At 63.1% G+C, this 22,537-nt stretch carries 26 protein-coding genes; 6 read left to right on the top strand and 20 right to left on the bottom strand.

The genetic code is table 11. From position 1 onward, the window contains the following. Positions 1-210: 210 nt before the first annotated feature. From FJ979_RS16080 to FJ979_RS16070, 3 genes are read right to left on the bottom strand one after another with little or no spacing between them, the layout of a single operon-like run. Complete coding sequence (locus tag FJ979_RS16080; RefSeq protein WP_140567059.1) at positions 211-1,626, bottom strand: ATP-binding protein; 1,416 nt, start codon at positions 1,624-1,626, stop codon at positions 211-213. A 48-nt stretch (positions 1,627-1,674) separates the two neighbouring features. Further along, entirely contained in the window at positions 1,675-2,394 is a 720-nt protein-coding gene (locus FJ979_RS16075; protein WP_140496007.1) for a response regulator transcription factor, read from the bottom strand. After that, complete coding sequence (locus FJ979_RS16070; RefSeq protein WP_181165219.1) at positions 2,381-2,914, bottom strand: MarR family transcriptional regulator; 534 nt, start codon at positions 2,912-2,914, stop codon at positions 2,381-2,383. The genes FJ979_RS16075 and FJ979_RS16070 overlap by 14 nt, the downstream gene beginning before the upstream one ends. Positions 2,915-3,172: 258 nt before the next feature. On the opposite strand from FJ979_RS16070, the gene FJ979_RS16065 reads away from it, so the two are divergent. The 3 genes from FJ979_RS16065 to FJ979_RS16055 all read left to right on the top strand — a co-directional run bounded on the left by FJ979_RS16065 (position 3,173) and on the right by FJ979_RS16055 (position 5,336). Next, complete coding sequence (locus FJ979_RS16065) at positions 3,173-4,066, top strand: branched-chain amino acid aminotransferase (protein ID WP_140496006.1); 894 nt, start codon at positions 3,173-3,175, stop codon at positions 4,064-4,066. Positions 4,067-4,212: 146 nt separating this feature from the next. Continuing rightward, the gene (locus FJ979_RS16060; RefSeq protein WP_140496005.1) at positions 4,213-4,527 is read left to right on the top strand and encodes a hypothetical protein; all 315 of its coding nucleotides are present in this window, start codon (positions 4,213-4,215) and stop codon (positions 4,525-4,527) included. A 170-nt stretch (positions 4,528-4,697) separates the two neighbouring features. Further along, complete coding sequence (locus FJ979_RS16055; protein ID WP_140496004.1) at positions 4,698-5,336, top strand: MBL fold metallo-hydrolase; 639 nt, start codon at positions 4,698-4,700, stop codon at positions 5,334-5,336. Positions 5,337-5,423: 87 nt separating this feature from the next. Here FJ979_RS16055 and FJ979_RS16050 read toward each other — a convergent pair whose 3' ends face one another. The 3 genes from FJ979_RS16050 to FJ979_RS16040 form a co-directional block, all read right to left on the bottom strand. Next, a complete protein-coding gene (locus FJ979_RS16050) occupies positions 5,424-5,846 on the bottom strand; it encodes a BA14K family protein (RefSeq protein ID WP_140516874.1) in 423 nt (140 codons plus the stop codon). Between the two features lie 190 nt (positions 5,847-6,036). Further along, complete coding sequence (locus tag FJ979_RS16045) at positions 6,037-6,249, bottom strand: cold-shock protein (RefSeq protein WP_006202521.1); 213 nt, start codon at positions 6,247-6,249, stop codon at positions 6,037-6,039. 322 nt (positions 6,250-6,571) lie between these two features. Further along, entirely contained in the window at positions 6,572-6,784 is a 213-nt protein-coding gene (locus tag FJ979_RS16040; protein WP_006202520.1) for a cold-shock protein, read from the bottom strand. Between the two features lie 581 nt (positions 6,785-7,365). Here FJ979_RS16040 and FJ979_RS16035 point away from each other — a divergent pair. After that, positions 7,366-7,770, top strand: a complete 405-nt coding sequence (locus FJ979_RS16035; protein ID WP_140516872.1) for a Kazal-type serine protease inhibitor — start codon at positions 7,366-7,368, stop codon at positions 7,768-7,770. Positions 7,771-7,848: 78 nt separating this feature from the next. On the opposite strand, the gene FJ979_RS16030 is transcribed toward FJ979_RS16035, so the two are convergent. The 5 genes from FJ979_RS16030 to FJ979_RS16015 all read right to left on the bottom strand — a co-directional run bounded on the left by FJ979_RS16030 (position 7,849) and on the right by FJ979_RS16015 (position 9,265). Beyond that, positions 7,849-8,073: a hypothetical protein gene (locus tag FJ979_RS16030; RefSeq protein WP_140496001.1), complete on the bottom strand. Its 225-nt coding sequence runs from the start codon at positions 8,071-8,073 to the stop codon at positions 7,849-7,851. 89 nt (positions 8,074-8,162) lie between these two features. Further along, positions 8,163-8,300, bottom strand: coding sequence for a hypothetical protein (locus FJ979_RS32560; RefSeq protein ID WP_181165218.1), 138 nt, complete (start codon positions 8,298-8,300; stop codon positions 8,163-8,165). A gap of 42 nt (positions 8,301-8,342) precedes the next feature. Then, on the bottom strand, positions 8,343-8,624 hold the full coding sequence (locus FJ979_RS16025; RefSeq protein WP_140556070.1) for a hypothetical protein: 282 nt from the start codon (positions 8,622-8,624) through the stop codon (positions 8,343-8,345). Next, a complete protein-coding gene (locus FJ979_RS16020) occupies positions 8,621-8,890 on the bottom strand; it encodes a hypothetical protein (protein ID WP_140516870.1) in 270 nt (89 codons plus the stop codon). Before FJ979_RS16020 ends, FJ979_RS16025 begins: the two co-directional genes overlap by 4 nt. A 168-nt stretch (positions 8,891-9,058) precedes the next feature. Then, the gene (locus FJ979_RS16015) at positions 9,059-9,265 is read right to left on the bottom strand and encodes a cold-shock protein (protein ID WP_140495998.1); all 207 of its coding nucleotides are present in this window, start codon (positions 9,263-9,265) and stop codon (positions 9,059-9,061) included. A 325-nt stretch (positions 9,266-9,590) separates the two neighbouring features. Between FJ979_RS16015 and FJ979_RS16010 the strand changes: the two genes are divergently transcribed. Next, positions 9,591-9,815: a hypothetical protein gene (locus FJ979_RS16010; protein ID WP_140516868.1), complete on the top strand. Its 225-nt coding sequence runs from the start codon at positions 9,591-9,593 to the stop codon at positions 9,813-9,815. Positions 9,816-10,002: 187 nt separating this feature from the next. After that, positions 10,003-11,637, top strand: a complete 1,635-nt coding sequence (locus FJ979_RS16005) for a tetratricopeptide repeat-containing sulfotransferase family protein (RefSeq protein ID WP_140582125.1) — start codon at positions 10,003-10,005, stop codon at positions 11,635-11,637. 51 nt (positions 11,638-11,688) lie between these two features. Here FJ979_RS16005 and FJ979_RS16000 read toward each other — a convergent pair whose 3' ends face one another. The 9 genes from FJ979_RS16000 to FJ979_RS15960 form a co-directional block, all read right to left on the bottom strand. Then, positions 11,689-12,042: a DUF1428 domain-containing protein gene (locus FJ979_RS16000; protein ID WP_140495995.1), complete on the bottom strand. Its 354-nt coding sequence runs from the start codon at positions 12,040-12,042 to the stop codon at positions 11,689-11,691. A 113-nt stretch (positions 12,043-12,155) separates the two neighbouring features. Beyond that, positions 12,156-12,581 carry a glyoxalase/bleomycin resistance/extradiol dioxygenase family protein gene (locus FJ979_RS15995; protein WP_140495994.1) on the bottom strand — a complete coding sequence of 142 codons (426 nt, stop codon included), beginning with the start codon at positions 12,579-12,581 and terminating at the stop codon, positions 12,156-12,158. 153 nt (positions 12,582-12,734) lie between these two features. Then, positions 12,735-12,917 (bottom strand): hypothetical protein, encoded by a 183-nt coding sequence (locus FJ979_RS15990; RefSeq protein ID WP_140495993.1) that lies wholly within the window; start codon positions 12,915-12,917, stop codon positions 12,735-12,737. Positions 12,918-13,044: 127 nt separating this feature from the next. Continuing rightward, on the bottom strand, positions 13,045-13,353 hold the full coding sequence (locus FJ979_RS15985) for a HigA family addiction module antitoxin (RefSeq protein ID WP_140556065.1): 309 nt from the start codon (positions 13,351-13,353) through the stop codon (positions 13,045-13,047). A gap of 27 nt (positions 13,354-13,380) precedes the next feature. Then, positions 13,381-13,659, bottom strand: coding sequence for a type II toxin-antitoxin system RelE/ParE family toxin (locus FJ979_RS15980; RefSeq protein ID WP_140524899.1), 279 nt, complete (start codon positions 13,657-13,659; stop codon positions 13,381-13,383). Between the two features lie 64 nt (positions 13,660-13,723). Then, positions 13,724-15,247: an ABC-F family ATP-binding cassette domain-containing protein gene (locus FJ979_RS15975; protein ID WP_140582123.1), complete on the bottom strand. Its 1,524-nt coding sequence runs from the start codon at positions 15,245-15,247 to the stop codon at positions 13,724-13,726. A 416-nt stretch (positions 15,248-15,663) separates the two neighbouring features. Next, entirely contained in the window at positions 15,664-18,825 is a 3,162-nt protein-coding gene (uvrB, locus tag FJ979_RS15970; RefSeq protein WP_140582121.1) for an excinuclease ABC subunit UvrB, read from the bottom strand. 127 nt (positions 18,826-18,952) lie between these two features. Continuing rightward, positions 18,953-20,611, bottom strand: a complete 1,659-nt coding sequence (locus FJ979_RS15965) for a DUF2778 domain-containing protein (RefSeq protein ID WP_140582118.1) — start codon at positions 20,609-20,611, stop codon at positions 18,953-18,955. Positions 20,612-21,229: 618 nt separating this feature from the next. After that, a complete protein-coding gene (locus tag FJ979_RS15960; protein WP_140582116.1) occupies positions 21,230-22,486 on the bottom strand; it encodes a hypothetical protein in 1,257 nt (418 codons plus the stop codon). Positions 22,487-22,537: the final 51 nt, after the last annotated feature.

The following is a 22,537-nucleotide window of genomic DNA, read 5'->3' as shown; positions in this document are numbered from 1 at the left end:
CCGATGCCCGGACGGCGACCAGCCTGCTGCCCTCGCTTCGCTCCAGCACACCCGGGCGGGCACGGGATCGAAGTGAGACGGGGGGCTCGAATCAAGTGAGGTCGCGCGCTTCATGCGCGCTCTTCAGCATGGTTTCATGACGCGCCAATGAAATCGGCCGAACATGACCTCGTCCGGAACCGGTTTCCGCTTCCCGCGATTAAGTCCCTGTCAGGCCGGAACCTTGATCACGGCGCGCAAGCCGCCGAGCGGGCTGACATCGAGCGTGATGTCGCCGCCATGGCTGCGGGCGATGTCGCGGGCGATCGACAGGCCGAGGCCAGTGCCGCTGGCATCGAGATTGCGGGCCTCGTCGAGCCGCATGAAGGGTTTGAACACCTCTTCGCGCTTTTCGGCCGGAATGCCTGGACCGTCATCGTCGATGGTGACGACGAGCGAGCCGCGGCCATGATTGGCGGCCACTTCCACCGTCTTGGCGTAGCGGAAGGCGTTGCCGATGACATTCGACATCAGCCTGGCGAAGGCGTTCGGCCGCACATGCACGGTCGGATCGCCGGAAAGCGTCGTCGACAATTTGCATTTGCGCAACCGAGCTTCCTCGCTCAGCTTCTGGAAATAGGCTTCGAGATCGAAGCGCCCGGTGTCTTCCGAGGCCTCGCCGCGGGCGAAGGCAAGATAGCCTTCGAGCATCGACTGCATGTCGTCGATGTCCTGGTTGAGCGCGGCCTTGGTCTCGGCCTTGCCGCCCGCCAGCGCCAGCTGCAGCTTGAAGCGGGTGAGGATGGTCCTGAGGTCATGGCTGACGCCGGTGAGCATGGCGGTGCGCTGTTCGATCTGGCGCTCGATGCGCTCGCGCATCTGGATGAAGGCAAAGCCGGCGCGGCGGACCTCCTCCGCGCCGCGCGGGCGGAAATCACGCGGCATCGGCCGGCCCTTGCCGAAGCTTTCGGCGGCTTCGGCCAGCGTCAGGATCGGCCGGATCTGGTTGCGCAGGAAGGGAATGGCGATCATCAGCAGCACCAGCGAGGTACCGACCATCCAGATCAGGAAGATGTGCGTGTTCGAAGCATAGGCCTGGCTGCGGCGCACGAAGACGCGCAACACCTTGCCTTCGAGCTGGACGCGCACCTCGATGATGTTGGAATTGCCGACCGTGTCGATCCAGAACGGCCGGTTGATCTGGCGGGTGATCTCGGCGGAGAGAACGTCGTCGAGGATGGAGAAGAACGGCTTTGGCCCAGGCGGCGGCAGCGGGTCGGGCGGCAGGAGGTCGACCTTCAACTGCATACGGTCCTGGGCGATGCGGATGATGTTGGCGTAGTCGGCGTCGTGCGGATAGGTCTCGATAAGGTCGATGATGGCGGCGATGTCGCGCACGGTCGCCTGCGATAGGCGCTGCGTCACGGTCGCCCAATGCCGCTCCATGAAGACGAAAGCGACCACCGATTGCAGCAGGATCATCGGCGCGATGACGATGATCAGCGAGCGCGCGTAGAGGCGCTTGGGCATATAGAGCGAAACGAGGCGCCAGAACCGGTTCCAGACGCGCGGAACCCTTTTGAGCAGCCGGGTGGAGCGCGTGCTCAAGCCGTCAGATTCCGGCTGTTCCAGTTCCGTGGTCGCCATTCACCTTTCGCTCGCTCCGTGGCCGTCAGGCAGGCCGAAGGCGGTAGTCTATTCGACGCTGAGCCGATACCCAATACCGCGGACCGTCTGCAGCCAGACCGGATTGGAGGGATCGCGCTCGATCTTGCGGCGCAGCCGATTGATCTGGACGTCGATGGTGCGTTCGCCGACATCCGATTCGTCGCCGACCAGTTCGTGGCGTGGAATGGTTTCGCCGGCGCGCGCGGCGAATATCGCCAGGATCTCCTGCTCGCGATCGGTCAGCTTCAGCGCCTCGCCGCCACGCTTCAATTCGCGCCTGGCGATCTGGAACGTGTAGGGGCCGAAGACGAGCTGCTCCACCTTGGGCGTGGTCGCAGGGCCGCCGCGGCGCAAGATGTTGTTTATGCGCAGGATCAATTCGCGCGGATCGAAAGGCTTTGGCAGGTAATCGTCGGCGCCGGCCTCCAGGCCGGTGATGCGGCTGTCGGTTTCCGATAGCGCCGTCAGCATCAGGATCGGCACGTTCTTCTCGGCCCGCAGTGCCTTGGTCAGATCGACGCCGTTTTCGCCGGGCATCATCACGTCCAGCACAAGAAGATCGAAGTCGAGGCCGGCGAGCTTGCGCCGGGCTTCGCCCGAATTGCCGGCGACGGTGACGCGAAAACCGTTTTCGGTCAGATATTGCTTGAGCAGGTTGCGGATGCGGGTGTCGTCATCGACCACAAGCAAATGCGGCGCATCGTCGTCCGGTGCGGCCGCGTGATCAGCGCGTTCAGTGCTCTCCATGGCTTTTCCCTGACATTTTTGCGGACCCAACGTCGATCTGGGCTCTCAGTTCCGGATTGACCATTGCTTCGAGGAAGCGTTCCACCTGGGTCCGTTCGGCGGCTCCGGAATCTTCCAATGCAGCATGGATGCGGCGCGACTGTGGCCGTGCCAGTGCCAGCGCCAGCGCGCGGCCCTTGGCGGTCGGATACAGTTCGCGCTGGCGACGATCGCGCGGCCCTTGCAACTGCACGACATGGTCGGTGTCGATCAGCTGCTTCAGCACGCGCGCCAGGCTCTGCTTGGTGATCTTCAAGACATCGAGCAGTTCGGCGACTGTCAGGCCCGGCCTGCGGTTGACGAAATGCAGCACCCTGTGGTGGGCGCGGCCGAAGCCATAGTCGGCCAGGATCTGATCGGGATCCGAGGTGAAATCGCGATAGGCGAAGAAAAACAGCTCGATGAGGGCGAAATCAATGCCATCCTCGATTGACATCGCGGTCCTGATCGGTGTCCCGGCTGCTCGGCTTCGATCCGTCATCTTTTCTCCATGGGTAGGGAAGATTATGTCAGTACTATTGACGTAATTTCCCTGCAATGGTAATTTTTGACAAGGTTTTGGGCGGATTGCGAACGAAAAGGCAAGACAGGCCGGGTTTTCCGGAACTTCCTGAGTTTGCCAGAGCACGATTATCCGCCTACCTTTCCAGACAGCGGCAGGCGCCCCAACCAGTTGGCGCGGCCGACAAGAGCACGCAACGAACAACGATATGCGGGCTGCCGCCCGCGGGAGGTTACCATGGCATCCGTTCCCTTTGATCAACTGGACGGCTTCATCTGGATGAATGGCGAGTTCGTGCAATGGGGCGAGGCCAAGATCCATGTGCTGACCCACGGCCTGCACTATGCCAGCGCGGTGTTCGAGGGCGAGCGCGCCTATGGCGGCGAGATCTTCAAGCTCAACGAGCATACCGAGCGCCTGCATGAATCGGCGCGGCTGCTCGGCTTCAAGATCCCCTATTCGGTGGCCGAGCTCAACGACGCCTCCAGCACCCTGCTGAAGAAGCAGGGCTTCAAGGATGCCTATGTCAGGCCGATCGCCTGGCGCGGCAGCGAGCAGATGGGCGTTTCGGCGCAGAACAACCGCATCAATTGCGCCATCGCCATCTGGCAGTGGCCTAGCTACTTCGATCCGGCGCAGAAGCTGAAAGGCATACGTCTCGATATGGCTGAGTGGCGCCGGCCCGACCCGCGCACGGCGCCGTCCAAATCGAAGGCTGCAGGCCTCTATATGATCTGCACCATGTCCAAGCATGCCGCCGAGGCCAAGGGCTATGCCGACGCCATGATGCTCGACTGGCGCGGCCAGGTCGCGGAAGCCACCGGCGCCAACATCTTCTTCGTCAAGGACGGCAGGATCCACACGCCAAAGCCGGACTGCTTCCTCGACGGCATCACCCGCCGCACGGTCATCGGCCTCGCCAAGGACCGCGGCCTGGAGGTGGTGGAGCGCGCCATCATGCCGGAAGAACTCGAGGGCTTCGAGCAGTGCTTCCTGACTGGAACGGCAGCGGAAGTGACCCCGGTTTCGGAGATCGGGCCGTACCGATTCGAGGTCGGCGAGATCGCCAAGACTCTGATGAATGACTATTCTGCGGCCGTTCAGCCGAAGCACGCGATCGCCGCAGAATAACGAAAGTCACAGCTTTTCATGCAAGCAGGGGCGGTTTTCGGGGCGCCCCTTTTATTTCAGCGTTTCTGCATTTGACTTTCGCCGAATTCAGCGTCTCCATGATGGTGTCGGCCCGGGAGGCTGGCAGCTATGGAGGGACTGGTAAGATGGACATGAATACGCTTCTTCCGATCATCGTTCAGATCATTACAGGCATCATCGGTGGTCAGGCGGTCGGCGCGGCGATCAAGACGGCGGCGCTGGGGCAGCTTCCCAAGATCCTGGGCGGCGCCATTGGCGGCGTCGGCGGCGCGGCGATCCTCGGCAGCCTGCTCGGCGGCACAGTCGATCCGGCAGCGGCTGCGGCAGCGACGAGTGGTCTGGGCAGCGCGCTCAACCTGCAGAACATCGTCGGCGGCGCCGGCGGCGGCGCGATCCTGACCGGCATTATCGGCGCGGTCATGGGCGCCATGAAGAAGTAAGCCTGCGATCTCGGGCTGGCCAAATGGGCGGCTTCGGCCGCCCATTTCTGTTTCCAGAGCGCGCCGCATGAATGCGTTTCGACGCGACGCGCTTTGGAACGACCGATCCCAAGGGTGGACGCCCTTCGCTCGCGCCTCTACATCACGGCGAGAACATCGAAAGGACGATCATGGGTCAGCTCAATGCCGGCATCGTGCCGGTCACGCCTTTCCAGCAGAATTGCACGATCCTGTTCGACATGGACGACAAGCACGGTGTCGTCGTCGATCCGGGCGGCGATATCGACAAGGTGCTGGCGGCGCTGAAGGACAATGCGATATCGGCCGGCGCGATCTGGATCACGCATGGTCATATCGACCATGCCGGCGGCGCGATGGAGTTGAAGGAAGCGCTCGGTGTCGAGATCATCGGCCCGCACGAGGCCGACAGGATGTTGCTCGACAATCTTGAGAACCAGGGCGAGCGCTATGGCATTGCCGGCGTGCGCAACTGCGTGCCCGACCGGTTTCTCACCGAAGGCGAGACGGTCTCGTTCGGCTCGCATCTCTTCGAGGTGCTGCATTGCCCCGGCCACGCGCCCGGCCATGTCGTCTATTACAACCGCGCGGCCAAATTCGCCCATGTCGGGGACGTGCTGTTTCGCGGCTCGATCGGGCGCACCGACCTGCCGGGCGGCGATCATGCGGCACTCATCGCCTCGATCAAGGACAAGCTTTTGCCGCTCGGCGACGACATCGGCTTCATCTGCGGCCACGGTCCGGGCGGGCGTTTCGGCGAGGAGCGGCGGAGCAATCCGTTTTTGACGTGAAGCGCGTCGCGCCGAAGCCGGTGCCGGCTTGACAAAAAAGCGCCGGCCTTGCGGTCAGCGCTTTTGTTGAGGCAGGGGAGCCCTTGATCAGTTAGCGGTGCAGAAATGCTGCTCGCCGTCATTGCCGGTGAAGGTGCCTGTGCGGGCGTTGAAGGTGCGGTACCGGTCGGAGCAATAGTCGTACCAGCCGCGCGTCCACGGTTCGGCATAGCGGTCGGCGTAGACCACTTGCGGTTCGGCATAGTAGCGGCGGACCGGCGCCGGGCGAATCCGCACATCGCGATCGTAATAGCCATCATCGTAGTAGTCGCGGGGCGGCGGCTGCTGGTTGGCCAACGCACCGCCGATCAGCGCGCCGGCCGCGAGGCCGAGGACGCCGGCGGCAATGGCATCGCCATGGTCATGATGGTGGCGGTGACGCCAATCGCCCGCATTGGCCGCGGGCAAGGCCGCGAACGTGGTGGCAACCACTGCGGCGGACAGCACGGCTGTCTTGAAAATTCGGTTCATGTCGATCTCCTTCGTGCCGGCCCGTAAGAATTCCGGGGATGCGGTCCGGCTTTACGAAAGATTAATATGAGACCGTGGCTGAACGGGGGCTGAACGAATTTTTGCCTGACCGGAGGGCACGGGCATCAACTATCGAACGCTCCAGGGAGCGAAGCTGTCCTGCCAGAACAGCCGCCGTTCCGGAGCAGGCTCAGCCGATCGACAGGTTGACGGCCTTGGGACCCTTGCCGCGCTTGTCAGGCTCGGTGTCGAATGTCACTTTCTGCCCATCCTCAAGACCGGGAAGACCCGACGCCTGCACGGCCGAAATATGAACGAAGACATCCTTCGCGCCATCATCCGGTGTGATGAAGCCGAACCCTTTGGCATGGTTGAAGAATTTGACGGTGCCGGTCTGCGGCATGGGAAGCTCCTTTGATCCCATAAACTCCAGTCTCGGGCCGGCAAATGCCCGAATGGAAATTTGTCCTTTATTTTAGCGTCATCGGCAAGAGAAAGTTTTGCGGGCACTTAAAGCGCGTCGCGCTTTAAGTTTTCATTATGATGCATGTCGTTGACCCGACACCGGATCCACTTTGGGGCGACAGCATTTTTGCTGCGCTGCGACATGAAAAAGGCGCGGCGAAAATCGCCGCGCCTTCAAAATTCGTTTGCCTCTTCCGAAGTCATTCAAGCTTCGGAGCCTCAGTCGCACGGCCAGGAAGGGCGTGCTGCTGGCCGATGGCTCAGGCGGCGCGGAGGTTGACGGCCTTGGGGCCTTTGCCCATCCGATCCGGCTCGACGTCGAAGGTGACCTTCTGGCCGTCGACGAGCGTGCGCAGGCCCGAGGCCTCGATCGCGGAAATGTGGACGAATACGTCCTTGGCGCCACCGTCGGGCGTGATGAAACCGAAGCCTTTGGTCGCGTTGAAGAATTTAACGGTGCCGGTCTGGGCCATTGGGGAAACTCCTTCACCCGTTCAGTCTTGATGGTCCTGCCCGCCACCTCGCGTCGAGGGCAGTTCCCGGTGGTAGCTTTCGGCAGTCATGCATTGGCGCATGGTCAAACCCCCCGCCGAAAAACGGGGCCGTCAGAGATTCACAGTATCGGGGAAAGGTCGTCCAAAACGTTCCGCTCTCCGGGTCGCAAATGCCCGAACACGGAATTTATCGCACGGAAAAGTGAAGGTTGCAAGATAGCGCCGCGGGCCGCCCCCGATGGGCGCGTCCCGACGCATGAATCGACCAATCCGAGCATCGACGCGCCGCAAATAGGCCTCGTTGCCTGAGGGGTCATCGGCCACAGCCCCGTCACGCATGGGCCAGCGGCGGCGACGGCTGGCGGTGCGAGGCGCCGGGATAATCCAGGCGACGTTCTTTTTAGCAGCCGGCTGCAAACGAGGGTTGCAATCGGCGATGGAATGCGGAGGATCGCAACAGCGCGACTGGTTTGAGCCTTTGCTTCGTGAATATCATTGTCCCGAACAGCTGCGTATTTGGAGCGGCACGCAGCGAGGCGAGGATCGAGGGAGAGACGATCATGAGGTTTCTTGCGGCAATCTTCTCGCGACAGGGTTTTGTCGTCCTGTTCCTGTCGGCTGTTCTTGCCGCCTGTACAGTGGTCGTCGACGACGGCCCGGGACCGCGGCCACGGCCGCCGCGGCCGGGACCGCAATTCTGCACCAAACAGTACGAGCCCGTCTGCGCCCGGCGCGGTGGCGACCGCCAGACCTTCGCCAATGCCTGTCTTGCCGACCGGGCGGGTTATCGCATCGTGCGCGACGGTCCCTGCCGTGACGGCGGCGAGGGTGGCGGCGAGCAGACTTTCTGCACCCGCGAATACGCGCCGGTCTGCGCCCGGCGCGGCGGAGAGTTGCGAACCTTCCCCAACGCCTGCGAGGCACGCGCCGCCGACTACCGCATCGTTGGCGGGGGCCGCTGCTGAAAGGCCGGGTGTTCGTCTTTTCCGCACCTTGGGAAAACGCGGATGCCGTCTAAAACAAATTTCGGGGACGTGTGACGGTCACAACGCGGATGGATAGGCGCCGTCGGCCGGCCCGGAGTAAAGCTCGCTGCCGTGCTCATCGCAGATGCGCACGCGGTCGGGGATTTGCGGCATTGCGAGCGTATGGAAGAGCGCGGTGGCGCCCTGCCAGGCTGCGCGCAGGGTAGGGGCTTCCAGCGACACCTTGTCGAGCGTCGCTTCCTCGGCTTCGCGCGATCGGTAAAACTCGATGACGAAATTCAAGGACGCCTCCATGATGCGTTGTTCCGCCAGGGAGATTCTCCGGCAGGAGATTCTGCGGCAGGGATGGGCGCGGAAGAAGTCGTCCGCGATCAGCTCTTCGATTTAGGCTTCAGGCCGCTCTCGGCCTGCTTGACCGACGAGCCGAACGGGGAGGCGGGCTTGGCCACCACCTTGTCCTTCTTGGGCTTTCGTGTTTCGCGGTTGCTGCGCTGTTGACCCTTGGCCATCTTGTCTGCTCCTCGTGCTGGTGGTCTGGCGGCGCCGGGGTCTCAGACCGCCGGATTGTTGCCAACAGTCGGATTGTCACCAATCGGATTGTCGGCTGGTTCGAGATTGTCTTCCGTGGTGACCCGCTCGTGGGTCTCCTGCTCGCTGCGGATGCGGTACTGCGGGGAGCCGTCCTTGACCGGCAGCCTGCTCTTGATCTCGAACAGCTCCGCAGTCTTGTTGAGGAGCCCTGTGCGGCTCTTCATGCGCACGGTCTGGCCGACGGCGAAGAGATGCGAGGGCGTGTCGGTGCGCGGACGCGCATTCTGCTGGAAACGGATCATGCTGCATTCTCCCTGTCGCGCTTCAGCGCTGTTTCGAGGTCCAGGTAATCGATGGCGACGAGTTGACTGGTGGTCGGGTTTTTCACCGCCCTTGCCGGCAAATGGATGAAGGTGGCGACGCGGCGCCAGGCAAGCCGCGACATGCCCTCGATCAGCTCTTCGTCGTGATCGATGTCGTAGTCGCCCGCCGGCAGTTGCCCTTCCAGCCCGCCGAGTACGAAAGGAGCCATGAAATGTGCGACGGAATGGGTCGTGCGGTCCGGCATTGTCCTGCCTTGATGTTTTAAGCCCTGTGGCGACATGCGAGGCGGAGAGCCTCAAAGCAAAAAAGCGGGGACGAGCCCCGCTTTCCTATTTCCGGCAATCGCTGGAAATAAGCCATTTTCGAGAGCTGCCAGTACATCCGTGGTCAGCGGTCATCGAATTCGGCCGGATCAGATCAGTTGCAAATTGGCGGCCGACTCGCGGCCCTTGGCATCACGCTCCAACTCGAATTGCAGCTTCTGGCCTTCGGCGAGGCCAGGAAAGCCCGCGCGTTCCAATGCGCTGACATGGACGAAAACGTCCTTACCGCCGTCGGTTGGTTGAATGAAGCCAAAACCCTTCTGGCCATTGTAGAATTTCACGGTTCCGGTGTTCATGGGTGTCTTTCGAAGAATGAGAACGGTCGCGGAGCAAATGCGCCGCGTTGCCGATATCGATGATTTGGAATGAGATTGGCGGGTCGAGAACCTCTGACGCCGCGAAATGCCAATTCTGGCCCAAACGCTCATATATATGTAGCTCGACTTTGCATAGTTTTCAAGAAGATTTGGAAAAATAAGTAAGCCAAAGGAAAAAGATTGCTGCGTTAATTTGAAAAACTCTGCTATGGTTTGATGATATTTTCCAAAAATTCTCAAAAAATCATTTTGGGGTCCGCTCCCGAAATTTGCGTTTTATTTCTCCAAAAAAAGGACAAAAACCATGGTTTCTGCGAGAAGCTCACGAGGCAATACCACAGCGATCAACCCGCCCATCAGGCCGGCCACTGCATATGCCGTCGCCATCGGGCGTACCGGCAAACCTATGATCGTCAAGTCGGCGCGGCTGACCGTCAGGAGCGACGAGGCGGAAAGGCGGACGATCGCCGATACTGACGGAACGGTTCGGCGCGCCAGGCAGACGGCCGAGACCAACCGGCTGATTTGATCTTGTCCGCGCCGATGGCAAGCGCAAGAAACCAAGCAAAGCCTTGAACCCGCCGCGCCAATGGCCTAGATCGCGGCAGGCGGACAAACACGGCAGGTTTCCCATTAACAGAGATCAGAGACGAGCGGCGGGTGCTGGCGCCAACTCCGGCTCGGGCGGACAGCCGCCGTCGAGTCTCGACCGGCATGTGCAGAGGGCGCTGCAACTGCATCAGGCGGGGCGGCGGCAAGAGGCCGAGGCGCTCTATCGGCAAGTGCTGACGCACAAGGTCAACCATGCGGCGGCTGCGCATTTTCTCGGTCTTTTGCTGCACCAGACCGGGCGCAGCGCCGAGGGGCTCGGTCTCCTCGAGCAATCAGTGCGCTTGCAGCCGAAGAATCCGGATTTCCTCAACAACCTCGGCACGGTGATGCGCGATCTCGGCCGTGTCGCGGCGGCCGCCGACTTCTTCCGCGGCGCGGTGGCGCTGCGGCCGGACCAACTCGCGGCGCGCGACAATCTCGGCTCGTCACTGAAACAGCTTGGCCAGTTCGAGGGCGCCGAGGAGATCTATCGCGGCACGGTCGCGCGCAATCCCTTCCATTTCCGCGCCCGCATCGGGCTTGCCGAAACCTTGCAGGAAGCGGGGCGCCTGGACGAGGCGCTGGCCGTCTTCCGCGAGGCGCTGTCGATCCGTCCGAAGGACGCCGAACTGCTGCACGGGCTGGGCGTCGGGTTGATGGAAAAAGGCGAGCTCGACGAGGCGGCCGACCTGTTCCGGCAGGCGCTGGCGGCCGATCCCGGCATGGCGCGCGCCTGGCTGATGCTGACGCAGGTCAAGCGCCAGAAGGAGCGCGATCCCGAATTGACCGGGATGGAGGCCCAGCACGCCAAGGCGCTGCCGGACAGCCTGGCGCGCATGCAGCTTGCCTTCGGCCTCGGCAAGGTCAACGACGATCTGAAGGATTATAACAGAGCCTTCGACTATTTCGCCGAAGGCAATGCCATCCGCCGCAAAGGCATCGACTACGACGCGGAAAAGACACGCGCCGAATTCGAGGCTATGAAAACGGTGTTCGACAGGGATTTCTTCCAGAAGCACAGGCCGAGCCCGATCTCCGACGATACGCCGATCTTCGTCGTCGGCCTGCCTCGTTCCGGCACGACGCTGGTCGAGCAGATCATCGCCAGCCATCCGCAGGTCTACGGGGCCGGCGAGCTCGGTATCCTGAAGACGGCGGTCGGCAGGCAGTTCCCGGCGACCATGCCCGGCGGCTTCCCCTGGGGCGTTTCGGATATACCCGATACGGATTTTGCCGAGGCGGGACGTGCCTATCTCGACATGCTGCATGCCCGCTATCCGCACATGCGTCACGTTACCGACAAGATGCCGGGCAACTTCCTGCTTGTCGGCTTCATCCACATGATGATGCCAAAGGCCAGGATCATCCATTGCGCCCGCGATGCGGCGGCAACCTGCCTTTCGATCTACAAGGTACATTTCCGCGGCGACAGCCACCGCTACGGCTATGATCTGGGCGAACTCGCCGATTTCCACAATCTCTACACGGACATCATGGCGCATTGGCACAAGGTGCTGCCCGGCGTCGTGCACGATGTGCGCTACGAGGATTTCGTCGCCGACCAGGAAGGCCAGAGCCGGGCGCTGATCAACTATCTCGGGCTGCCATGGGACGATGCCGTGCTGTCGTTCCACCAGACCGACCGGCCGGTGCGCACGGCTTCCGCCGCGCAGGTGCGCCAGCCGATGTATCAAGGCTCGGTCGACCTGTGGAAGCGCTACGGCGACAGGCTGAAGCCCCTGCTGGACAGACTGGCTTAATGCGGCTCGGCATTTCCGGCGGAGCGCTCCCGCTCCGCCCAAGTGCGTTGCCTACAATTCCATGAACGTCTGGAATCCGCCGAAGATCATGCGCTTGCCGTCGAACGGCATTGTCGACATATCCGGCTGCAATCGTGGATCGGCCATCACCTTGGCCATGACCGCGTCGCGGTCCTGCCTGGATTTGTAGACGATCCAGGAAAAGATGACGACTTCGTCGTCCTTGGCCTGCACGGCGCGTGGAAACGACGTGACCTCGCCATAAGGCACATCGTCGCCGACGCACTCGACATAGGCGAGCGCGCCGTGTTCCTTCCAGACGGCGCCGGCGGTGTTGGCCAGCTTCTTGTAATCGTCGAGTTTTGCCTTTGGCACGGCAAGCACGAAACCGTCGACATAGGACATGGCAATCTCCTTGTTTGCTGCATCCGGCGCCGGGCCGGCAGGGATGCGACCCGCGGCAGGTGGGCGCGCACTTCTCGCCGAGAGTGCTGACGCCCGCTATCGAATTGCGACGGTTATTGCTCCACTGGAGCGTTCATCGCCCATGCGACTCCGAAAGGGTCCTTCACCTGGCCCCAGCGGTCGCCCCAGAACATCACCTGCAGCGGCGTCACGATCTCGCAGCCGGCGTCGACCGCGCGCTGCCACCAGCCGTCGATCTCGTCGCTACCGAGATGAAGCTGGAGCGTATAGCCCTGCGGCGCCTGGTGCGGGTGGCCGTGCTCGGGATAGGCGTCACCCAACATCAGCGTCGAGCCGTTGATGTGGAGGTGGACATGCATCGTGCGGCCTTTTTCGTCCGCGGGGTAGGCAAAGACCTGTTCGGCGCCGAACGCCTTCTGGTAGAATTCGGCAGCCTTGAAGGCGCCGTCCACCTGCAGATAGGGGGTCAATCCGCCGAGCACTTTCGCCTTGGGCTGAACAGGGGTCTGGTCGGTCATTGCGTGTTCCTCTTCACGTTTGATTTGGCCTTGCGGACATAGGACGCGTGAGGTGACGGCGGTCCTACATGGGCTTGAAATTTTTCTCGTGGGCCGGGCCCGGACTGGCCGGGCGACCGGCGAACTCCAGCAATAGACGCATGGCTCGGCCGTTCATATGACCCTGGCCGGGACGGCGGCTGAGCGGCGGCTGTTCTGCGCGTCGAAGAGTTCTGGAAAGCCGATGTCCTTGCGCAGTTCGACGGGCAGCGAAAGCAGGATGCGCTCGCTGCGATGGCGGGCACGCGCCGCCGCATATCGGGTTGCGATGCGGCCGATGGAGGAAAGGACGGACATGATGCATTCTCCCTGGGTTGGCGCCGGCATCATCGTGTCGGCATCCCAAGGACGAGGCAGGTTCAGGCGATCCGACAGGTCGTCGATTTTTCTCGCAGCGTTTAATTTCTCATTCGAGCGCCACCGCCTACGCGACCTTGAGCGTCGGAATAGCCGAAACATCCACCTCACGTTCGGCATGCCAGGCATCGAAAGCTGCCTGCATGCGAAGCCAGATCGCGGCTCCATCGCCGAACAGCTTCCCAAGGCGGGCGGCCACAGCCGGTGAAACCGGCTTCTTTTCGCGGATGATATCATAGAGCTGCTGCCGGGAGATGCCGAGCAGGTTTGCAATTTCCACCTTGGTCTTTCCAGTTGCCGGGATAATGTCCCCAAGCAGCGCTCCCGGGTGGGAGGGACAGCGCTCGATAGGACGCGTCGGCTCGTGCACGCTCATTGGTCGAACTTCTCCAATCTGGCCGCCTCAGTGGTATTGCTCGAAATCGACGCGGGCGGCGTCCTTGCCGTCGAATTCAAACGTGATGCACCACGGGCCGTTGACGTGGACCGTGTAACGGATGGGATCGAAGCCTCTCAGCGCATGGAAGGCAAAGCCAGGAAGGTTCATCTCCTCCGGCTTTTCTGAAGCTTCCAGGCGGTCAAGCCGGACAAGAACGCGCTTGTGCATCTTGGTGTCGATCTTGCCGGTTTTCCCGGCTTGAAAGAGCTCTGACAGGGCCTTGTTCCTGAAAGACTTGATCATGACGTATGTAAACAGATCGCTTACAAGACTCAAGGACCTGTAAGCGGATAACTTACAATCCGATCTATCCCGCCCCTTCAGCCACTGAGCGGAAGAACTCCTCGGGATCGTCGACTTCGGTCAGCCGCCGCCTCTCGATCAGCCAGAAGCGGTTGCCGATGGCACGGATGAAGGAGCGATCGTGCGAGGCGAGCACGCAACTTGCCTGGTGCTTGAGCAATTCCTCCTCCAGCGCTTCCTGGCCGTCGATGTCGAGATGGTTGGTCGGCTCGTCGAGCAGATAAAAATTCGGATTGGCGAGCCTCAGCGCCAGCATCATCAGCCGCGCCTTCTGGCCGCCGGACAGCACACTGATCCTGCGCTCCTGCATCTCGATGCCGACGCCGGCGCCGGCAAGCAGAGAGCGGGCGCGCTGTTCGCCGACATCGTAACGGCGCGACACCATCGCCAGTGGCGTATCGTCGCCGATGCCGGACAGCGCCTGGTCGCTGTAGCCGAGCACCGTCGACGGCGTCACCTTCACGTTCTGAACCGTGTCGGGTTCGATAATGGCGTTGCGGATCAGCGTGACGAAGCGCGACTTGCCGACGCCGTTGCGGCCAAGCAGCACGATGCGGTCGCCCTGGCAGATGTGGCGCTTGCCGGTCCTGAACAAGAGCGTGCCGTCGGGCGTTTCCACCGCCGCGTCGTCGAGCGTGATCAGCACCTTGGCGTGCGTGCCGCGATTGGCCAGCCGGATCGCCCCCGCCGACTTCTCGTGATGCGCCGGGGCCGCCGCGTCCTCAAGTCGCTCCGCGCGCTGCTTGAGCTGCTTGGTCTTGACCGTGAGAAGGTCGCTGCCCGAATTGATGCCGATATTGTTGAGCTTGGCGGCCTGGCGTCGCAATTGCTGCGCCACCTTCATGTCGCGCTGGAATTTTCGCTCGGTCGAGGCATCGACCTCATCGAGGGCCTGCCGGGCGCGGGAATAGGGAAGGGAAAACACCGGCGACTGGTCCGGGCGCAGGAACAACGTGCGGTTGGTGGCGGCGTCGAGAAAGGCGCGGTCGTGGCTGGCGATCACCACCGGCACCTCTCGCGGTAGCGCGTTCAGCCAAGTTTCGAGCTGGCTGATGCGGGCAAGGTCGAGATGGTTAGTCGGTTCGTCGAGCAGCAGCATGTCGGGATCGGTGACCCAGACACGCGCGATCAGTGCCAGCCTCTGCCAGCCGCCGCTCAGCGCCTGCATCTCTCGCTCGCGCATCGCCTCAGGAACGTCGAGCGAATCCAGCACCACATCGACACGCCATAGTTCGCTTTCGGCTTGCTCGGGCGGCAAAGCGTCAGCCACCACCTGATGAAAGCTGCGGCCAAGCAGGGCAGCAGGAACGGACTGCTCGACATGGCCGACGCGCAAGCCGCGCGTGCGGGTAATGTCGCCGGAGGTCGGCTCCATCTCGCCGGTCAGGCATTTGAGCAAGGTCGACTTGCCGCGACCGTTGGCGGCAACGATGCCGAGCCGGTCGCCGCTGCCGATGGTGAGGTCGAGATTGGAAAAGAGCGGCGCACTCATCGTGACGCCGAGGGATTTGAGGCTGATCAGGGCCATGTCGATTTCTCTGGTCTATCCGGAAAGTCCGGCTCAATGCACTTTGTCAGTGCGCAAGCGGCCATCAGGCTCGGCAATGCGCACCACGAAGGGCAGACCAAAAAATCGAAGCGGGAAAAACCCGGACCGTCCCTGGTCAGCCCTGCAAGCAAGCTCGCAGGGCGGAAATCGGGCCACGCTGACGATGGTGATCGATAAACACGCAGCCCTCCTTTCAAGACGTTTGGGTGTGGGGACTGAGTACACCAAAGGTCATGCGCTGGGCAAGAGGAGGGTAGTGTCGAGCGGGGCGCTGAAGCTGCCAATCTCCCCACTCGTGGGGGAGATGTCCGGTCCACCCTCCGCAGCTGCAGCGCAGCTGCTGCGGAGGACGGGCAGGACAGAGGGGGCGCCGTCCCGCCGGCATTTCGAACGAACTACTTTCCGGGCCGTCCTGTCTTCGCGGGCCGGCGCTTTTCGCGGCGGGCGTCGCCGGGGTCTTCATAAGAACCAATGCCGGCGCGTTGGCGCACGATTGGTTTGTCCTCGCGTTCCTTCGCGCCCCCGTCTGTCCTGCCGGCCCCAACAACGGGAGAGATCGGCTGAGGCTTCGCCGGCACTTTTCCCTCGACCGGTTTCTCGGTGCGGCGCACGGTCATCTCGTCGAGAGAGTTTTTCTTGAACAGCGGTTTGGTCGGCTCGCCGGGAATGCCGAAATCCGAGCCGTGTGCTTCGGACGCCGATTGTTTCTTGAACAGCGAGCGCGACACCGCACCGGCCGGCGTCGGCATGTCGGTGCCTGGGCCCATGTCGTCGATCGATGGTTTGGCGAAGAGGGGCTTCTTCACCGGCACCGCGCCGTCGGCACCCATCTCGTCGAGATCGGGCTTGCGGAAGAGATTGGGCCGGGCAGCCTTGGCTGCCTCTTCGGCTGCGCGTGCTTCGTCGAGCCTGCGGAAACGCTCCTGTTCCTCCGATGTACGATGCCTGGCCACGCCCTTGTTGTGCTTGCCTTTTTCGCGGCCCGAGACCGGGCTTTCCATATCGGCGTATTTGGCCAGCGGATCGTCGGAGATCGACATCTCCATCTCACGCAGCCGCTTGATCTCGTCGCGAATGCGGGCCGCCTTCTCGAAATCGAGGTTGGCGGCGGCGTCGCGCATCTGCTTCTCCAGCGCGTCCAGATGGGCCTTGAGGTTGTTGCCCATCATGGCGCCGGCGCTGTCGGTGAACTGTGAGATGTCGGCGCGGACATGGTCCTTCTCGTAGACCGAATCCAGAATGTCGGAGATGCGCGACTTGACCGATTCCGGCGTGATGCCGTTGGCGGCGTTCCACTCCATCTGCTTTTCGCGACGGCGATTGGTCTCGGCCATGGCGCGTTCCATCGAGCCGGTGACCTGGTCGGCATAGAGGATGACCTTGCCATCGACATTGCGAGCGGCGCGGCCGATGGTCTGGATCAGCGACGTCTCCGAGCGCAAAAACCCTTCCTTGTCGGCGTCGAGTATGGCGACGAAGCCGCATTCGGGGATGTCGAGGCCTTCGCGCAAAAGGTTGATGCCGACCAGCACGTCGAAGGCGCCGAGGCGCAAATCGCGCAGGATTTCGATACGCTCCAGCGTGTCGATGTCGGAGTGCATGTAGCGCACGCGCACGCCTTGCTCGTGCAGATATTCGGTGAGGTCCTCGGCCATGCGCTTGGTCAGCACGGTGACCAGCGTGCGGTAGCCGGCCTTGGTCGTCTCCCGGATCTCCCCGACGACGTCGTCGACCTGGGTCTTGGCCGGGCGCACCTCGACCGGCGGGTCGATCAGGCCGGTCGGTCGGATGACCTGCTCGGCGAACACGCCGCCGGACTGCTCCATCTCCCAGCCGCCGGGGGTTGCCGAGACAGCGACCGAGAGCGGGCGCATGGCGTCCCATTCCTCGAAGCGCAGGGGCCGGTTGTCCATGCAGGAAGGCAGGCGGAAGCCGTATTCGGCAAGCGTCGCCTTGCGCCTGAAGTCGCCGCGATACATGCCGCCGATCTGCGGCACGGTGACGTGGCTTTCGTCGATGAACACCAGCGCGTTGTCGGGAATATATTCGAACAGGGTCGGCGGCGGATCGCCCGGCTGGCGGCCGGTGAGATAGCGCGAATAGTTCTCGATGCCGGCGCAGGAGCCGGTGGCTTCCAGCATCTCCAGGTCGAAGCGGGTGCGCTGTTCCAGACGCTGCGCCTCCAGCAGGCGGCCGGCGCGCTCGAGCTCGACCAGACGGTGCTTGAGCTCTTCCTTAATCGACTTGATGGCCTGGTTCAGCGTCGGGCGCGGCGTCACATAATGCGAATTGGCGTAGATCTTGACGCTTTTCAGCTCGCCCGTCTTCTGGCCGGTCAGCGGGTCGAATTCGGTGATCGCCTCGATTTCGTCGCCGAACATGGAGATGCGCCAGGCGCGATCCTCAAGGTGGGCCGGGAAGATCTCGATCGTGTCGCCGCGCACGCGGAACGAGCCGCGCACGAAATTGATGTCCTGGCGCTTGTATTGCTGGGCGACGAGGTCGGCGAGCAGAGCGCGCTGGTCGAGCCGGTCGCCGATCTGCATCTGGAAGGTCATAGCCGTATAGGTTTCGACCGAGCCGATACCGTAGATGCAGGAGACCGAAGCGACGATGATGACGTCGTCGCGTTCGAGCAGCGAGCGCGTCGCCGAGTGGCGCATGCGGTCGATCTGCTCGTTGATGGAGGATTCCTTCTCGATGAAGGTGTCGGTGCGCGGAACGTAGGCTTCCGGCTGGTAATAGTCGTAGTAGGAGACGAAATACTCCACCGCATTGTCCGGGAAGAATTTCTTGAACTCGGAATAAAGCTGCGCCGCCAGCGTCTTGTTCGGCGCCAGGATCAAGGCGGGACGCTGCGTCTCCTCGATCACCTTGGCCATGGTGAAGGTCTTGCCCGAACCGGTGACGCCGAGCAGCACCTGCGTGCGATCGTTGTTTTGGACGCCCTCGACCAAGTCCTTGATGGCGGTCGGCTGGTCGCCGGCCGGCTCGAAATCCGACACCATCTTGATGGTGATCCCGCCCTCGGACTTTTCCGGCCGGGCCGGCCGGTGCGGCGTCCACAGCACGCCGTCCTTGTGCAGCGGATTGCCGGATTCGATCAATGCCGAGAGAGCCGCCACCGTCGCGGTGACGCCGCTCGACGTCATCGTCTCGGCTTCCTCGAGCGAGACGTCGAGGCCGGCGACGGGATTGAGGCCGGCCGCCGCGCGCTCGCGGGCTGTCGCCGCGCCGCCCATCGAGGTGCCACGCGCCGTGCGCCCGGGCGCCGCGGAGCGCTCGGGGATCTTCTTCGACGGCTTCGGCGACTTGCCGCCGTCCTTGCCGGCCTGGCGCCCTTCGCGTTCGGCTTCCTGCTCGATCTGCTCGGCCCAGTCCGCGACCGAACCGGTGAGCGGTGTGCCGGACAGTTCGGGCTGCGGCATCTCGGCGAAGCCGCCTTTGTGCAGCGGTTCCGAGGCGTCGAGGAAATCGGTCAGCGGGCTGCGCCGCTTAGGCGCGGCGCGGTCGTCATTCGCCGTCGACGGCGTTCTCTTTTCGGTGGATTTGGCCATGGCCGGAATATGGGAGGTCTTGGCGAAAATGGAAAGAGCGCGATCAGCCGAGGCGCACCACCAGATGCGGCTCCTGACAGAAGGCTGTCAGGAGGAGGCAAGTGCCGGTGATGCCTGCCTATTGCGGTCAGGCGCCGCGTGCGTTGTCCGCCACGCGTGTCGGCGATCCGTTCAGGCGCGGCACCACGACGAGGCGCTTGATTTTGCCCTTCTTGAAGGCGGCGAGGAAGCGCGCATAGTCCTTGAAGGCGACGCATCCACTGGACTGTGCGTAGCGGCCCCGAAGCAGGTAGGTGTGGGCCAGCAGCCCGTCGCGGTTGTATTTATTGCGGCCATCGACGGGTGTCAGACGCAAAGCCTCGACACCATGAAAGCGCGACTCGCGCAAGGACAGATTGTAGGTGTTGGGCGGTGTCGGTCCGCGGTTCTTCTGATCGGCATAGCGCGGCTGGTCCGCCATGGCGCCGATGCCCGAATGCGCTTCGAGCCTCGAACCGTCGGGCATGTAGACGGTCTTGGCGCTGATGTCATAGATGGCGACACCGCTGCCGGCTCCGCTCCTGGAGCCGCCCGGCGCGTTGAACAGGTTCCTGAACGCCTGACCGAGGCCGCCCGAAGGCGTGTCTGGCTTTGCATAGGCCAACGCGTCGCCGCCATCCGCCGGCCGGCCCTGCCGGGCCGGCTTTGCCGGCTGGGCTTGCTGGATCGGCTTTGCCGGCTGGGCTTGCTGGACCGGCTTTGTCTGAGGTGCCGGCTTCTGCTGCACGACCTTGGGCTGTTGAGTCGGCTTTTCCTGCTCCACGGACTTCAACGGCTCCGGCGCGTCGAATTGCGGCCGACGGGTCGGCAGCGGCACGTCATCGGTGAGCGCGTCGGGCAAGGCCGCGGCGTCGCCCGGCTGTTCCTGCTGGGTTTCAACAGGCGAAACCGCGACATCGGCCGAAGACTCCGTCATCGGCAATGGCGAGGCGAATGCCTCGTCCTCGACCGGCAGCGAGCGGGCGAGCGCGAGGGCCAGTTGCGAATTGTCCGGCGTGCCGGTATCCGGCTGGGCAAAATGCATCGGCTGCGGCGCTGTCTGAACAACCACCGAGCCGGTGTCGATCCGGGCGAAGCGCTCCGCCGCGGGTGCCGGCAAGTCTTCAGACAGGCTGGCGATGAGCTTGGCGCCCGGCACCAGCGATGCTTTGGCGACCTGTGGAGCGGAGGTCGAGATGATAGGACGGGCGGGTGCGCCGGCCGTGGCCACGGGCTTGGCCGCGTTGGCGAAGGCGGCGGCGAGCTTGCTTGGCGAGAGAGATGCTTCCATGCGCTCGAAGCGCTCCTGCGAGGTCGTCTTGGCGACCGGGACAGGGTGTGCCGTGGACGCGGCCACGAGGCGCGCCGACTTTTCCGCCCGAGGAGCGAGCGCGGCCAGCCTGAAGCATCCGGAGCCGCATTGCACGGCGTGGTTCTGCAGCGCCTGCGTGCCGCCATCGGCGTTGGCCAGTGCGAATGGCGCAGCGGGCATCAGGAAATGCTGTTTCAGCGGATCGGCAAGAGCGAGCGAGCCCGGCATGGCCAGCCTCTGCGGCAGGACACTCGACGTCGACGACAGCGAAGCGCCGACTGAGCTCAGACCAGCCATTGTCCCGACCAGCCACAGGCCAACGGCAGCGCTGACGCCGGGCACGGCGACCCAGCGGACGATCCGCTTAGAGTTGAAGGATGAGGCACGTGACGCGTTGTCGGCAGCTTCGCCGTCCCAACGCCTGTCCCCGACAATTTTCTTACTCAAGAACGCCATTCAACCAATCTTGCTCCAATCGGCTCCCACGTCCGCGGCTGTGATAGCCGCGACGACCATTCTGTGAGTGATCCCAGGTGGTCCCCGACGCGTTTGCCGCGCCTGTCTTTGGTTGCCGATTGCTTCAAAATATGGACAAAGTTGGTTAACCAATCCCTCTCAAAACCAACCGAGAGACGTGGACTTTGTGCCAAAAAAGGCTCGTCCACGACCATGAACGCGGTATTGCAGCCCTTCCAAGAGTATTTTGCTGCCTGCTTTTAACGGCCGAGTCAAGCAAAACAGCTCTTGCTAATTGAAGCGAATGGCCGCTTCAGCGGGGCCGCGACGGTGGCGCGTGTCATTCCGTACTCCCGAGAAGGCCCAGCGCGTCGCCCCAAAACTGCTATCCGCCCGCAGCAGATAACCGGCCCGTACCGCGGTTTCGCGGCGACCATTGATCGGCCACCGTGTTGGCGCGGCGGTTCGCGCCGGAGGAGGCGGAAGCGGTGCTGTACCAGGGCGCGATTTTCTAGGGTTTGCAATGGAGCTTCTACCTCCCCCTTGTGGGGAGGTCGGAGCGCAGGTCCGGGTGGGGGGCTGGCGCCGACCGCCCAGGAACGCAGCCCTGTTAGGCCGTTAATTGAACCACAGCGCAAACGTCAGGAAACCACCGCCGCCGAATTCGCTCTGGATCTGGTCGAAATCGTCGCTGGTCAGGATTGTGCCGCTTTCGAGATACGGCGCGATGGCCGGGCCGGTGATCGACAGCACCAGGTCGAACGGTTTCGGCTCGTCGAAGAAGCGCTTCATATTAATGCCCTTGCCGGTGATGCGGAAATGCGGCAGCAGCACGCGGCCTTGGAGCAGGTCCTCGGCCATGGTCAAGGTGGCGAGCCAGGCCGCGACCTGCTGCTCTCCGACTTCGAGGCCGGTGAGCGGGTTTTCGCCCTTCTGTTGCGGTCCCGGCAGCCATTCGCGGTCATTGTCGGTCTCGGCGCGGATCGCCTTCCAGTCCTCGCGCGACAGCCGGATCATCTCCAGCAGGTGACGGCGCGCCGCCTGCCGCCGCTCGGGCTCGACCACCGGCCAGTTGACGAGATGCACCAGCGAGATAAAATCGGCGATGCGCCATTCCGAGGAGAAGATGCTGCTGCCCATGTCGCCAGCCGGCGGAACGAGGATGTCCTGCAACGGCAGTTTTGCGCGCGGGAAGAGCATGTGGAAGGAACCGTCGAACGTGCTCCTGAAATCATGCGCCAGCCAGAAATCGGCCTGCGCCATCAGGAACTCGGCATAGCCCTGCAGCCAATAACCGTCGGCGCGGTCGAAGCGGAAGGTGAGCGCAGGCGCGGCATCGTCGGGAGCCACGCCGCCGCGCGACAGCGAGGCCATTATGGCGGCCATGCTTTCGTCCGGCGCGATCGTGCCGTCCTCGTCGAGGTCGATACCGACCTGGGTGAGGTCGATGACAATGCCGATATCGGCATCGGCAGGCACCGAGCCCAGCGTGGCTGCGGATTTCTCGAGCCGGTTGCGGAAGGCGACCAATATGGCGCGGAACTGTTCGTAGGTCAGCGGTTCGGGGTTCGGGTTTTCCGGCACAGGCAGCCGCATCAGCGGCAGCATGAAGGATCGCGGGCTCTCGAAGCCGTGGCGGTGCAGGCCGCTGGCCAGCAATTCCAGCGCGGTGAAGAATTCGCCGGCGCCGGCGGCATAGGCGGATGCCGGGTCGGTGGATGCGGCTGCCTCCAGCGTCGAGAGCGCCGTGTCGCGCGCGACCACGGTTTTGGCCTCGAACAGAGCGGCCGCGGTTTCGGGCATGGCGGCCTGCGCCGAAGACATCGGCAGAACCAGAGCAAGTGCCAATGCCAGCAGACTTGCCAGTGGTGTCATTTTCCCCCTCCCATGCGCGTCGTGCCGGCAATCATACACGCATTTGCAATG

This window comes from Mesorhizobium sp. B1-1-6 (assembly GCF_006443035.1).
Classification (GTDB): domain Bacteria; phylum Pseudomonadota; class Alphaproteobacteria; order Rhizobiales; family Rhizobiaceae; genus Mesorhizobium.
Note: the sequence above shows the minus strand (reverse complement) of the source record. Positions and strands in the feature narration are given on the sequence as shown.

What these genes read in the sequence shown, in the direction of transcription:
- FJ979_RS16080 (WP_140567059.1), bottom strand. Translation starts at nt 1,626, where the DNA reads ATGGCGACCACGGAACTGGAACAGCCGGAATCTGACGGCTTGAGCACG.
- FJ979_RS16075 (WP_140496007.1), bottom strand. Translation starts at nt 2,394, where the DNA reads ATGGAGAGCACTGAACGCGCTGATCACGCGGCCGCACCGGACGACGAT.
- FJ979_RS16070 (WP_181165219.1), bottom strand. Translation starts at nt 2,914, where the DNA reads ATGACGGATCGAAGCCGAGCAGCCGGGACACCGATCAGGACCGCGATG.
- FJ979_RS16065 (WP_140496006.1), top strand. Translation starts at nt 3,173, where the DNA reads ATGGCATCCGTTCCCTTTGATCAACTGGACGGCTTCATCTGGATGAAT.
- FJ979_RS16060 (WP_140496005.1), top strand. Translation starts at nt 4,213, where the DNA reads ATGGACATGAATACGCTTCTTCCGATCATCGTTCAGATCATTACAGGC.
- FJ979_RS16055 (WP_140496004.1), top strand. Translation starts at nt 4,698, where the DNA reads ATGGGTCAGCTCAATGCCGGCATCGTGCCGGTCACGCCTTTCCAGCAG.
- FJ979_RS16050 (WP_140516874.1), bottom strand. Translation starts at nt 5,846, where the DNA reads ATGAACCGAATTTTCAAGACAGCCGTGCTGTCCGCCGCAGTGGTTGCC.
- FJ979_RS16045 (WP_006202521.1), bottom strand. Translation starts at nt 6,249, where the DNA reads ATGCCGCAGACCGGCACCGTCAAATTCTTCAACCATGCCAAAGGGTTC.
- FJ979_RS16040 (WP_006202520.1), bottom strand. Translation starts at nt 6,784, where the DNA reads ATGGCCCAGACCGGCACCGTTAAATTCTTCAACGCGACCAAAGGCTTC.
- FJ979_RS16035 (WP_140516872.1), top strand. Translation starts at nt 7,366, where the DNA reads ATGAGGTTTCTTGCGGCAATCTTCTCGCGACAGGGTTTTGTCGTCCTG.
- FJ979_RS32560 (WP_181165218.1), bottom strand. Translation starts at nt 8,300, where the DNA reads ATGGCCAAGGGTCAACAGCGCAGCAACCGCGAAACACGAAAGCCCAAG.
- FJ979_RS16025 (WP_140556070.1), bottom strand. Translation starts at nt 8,624, where the DNA reads ATGATCCGTTTCCAGCAGAATGCGCGTCCGCGCACCGACACGCCCTCG.
- FJ979_RS16020 (WP_140516870.1), bottom strand. Translation starts at nt 8,890, where the DNA reads ATGCCGGACCGCACGACCCATTCCGTCGCACATTTCATGGCTCCTTTC.
- FJ979_RS16015 (WP_140495998.1), bottom strand. Translation starts at nt 9,265, where the DNA reads ATGAACACCGGAACCGTGAAATTCTACAATGGCCAGAAGGGTTTTGGC.
- FJ979_RS16010 (WP_140516868.1), top strand. Translation starts at nt 9,591, where the DNA reads ATGGTTTCTGCGAGAAGCTCACGAGGCAATACCACAGCGATCAACCCG.
- FJ979_RS16000 (WP_140495995.1), bottom strand. Translation starts at nt 12,042, where the DNA reads ATGTCCTATGTCGACGGTTTCGTGCTTGCCGTGCCAAAGGCAAAACTC.
- FJ979_RS15995 (WP_140495994.1), bottom strand. Translation starts at nt 12,581, where the DNA reads ATGACCGACCAGACCCCTGTTCAGCCCAAGGCGAAAGTGCTCGGCGGA.
- FJ979_RS15990 (WP_140495993.1), bottom strand. Translation starts at nt 12,917, where the DNA reads ATGTCCGTCCTTTCCTCCATCGGCCGCATCGCAACCCGATATGCGGCG.
- FJ979_RS15985 (WP_140556065.1), bottom strand. Translation starts at nt 13,353, where the DNA reads ATGAGCGTGCACGAGCCGACGCGTCCTATCGAGCGCTGTCCCTCCCAC.
- FJ979_RS15980 (WP_140524899.1), bottom strand. Translation starts at nt 13,659, where the DNA reads ATGATCAAGTCTTTCAGGAACAAGGCCCTGTCAGAGCTCTTTCAAGCC.
- FJ979_RS15975 (WP_140582123.1), bottom strand. Translation starts at nt 15,247, where the DNA reads ATGGCCCTGATCAGCCTCAAATCCCTCGGCGTCACGATGAGTGCGCCG.
- uvrB (WP_140582121.1), bottom strand. Translation starts at nt 18,825, where the DNA reads ATGGCCAAATCCACCGAAAAGAGAACGCCGTCGACGGCGAATGACGAC.
- FJ979_RS15965 (WP_140582118.1), bottom strand. Translation starts at nt 20,611, where the DNA reads ATGGCGTTCTTGAGTAAGAAAATTGTCGGGGACAGGCGTTGGGACGGC.
- FJ979_RS15960 (WP_140582116.1), bottom strand. Translation starts at nt 22,486, where the DNA reads ATGACACCACTGGCAAGTCTGCTGGCATTGGCACTTGCTCTGGTTCTG.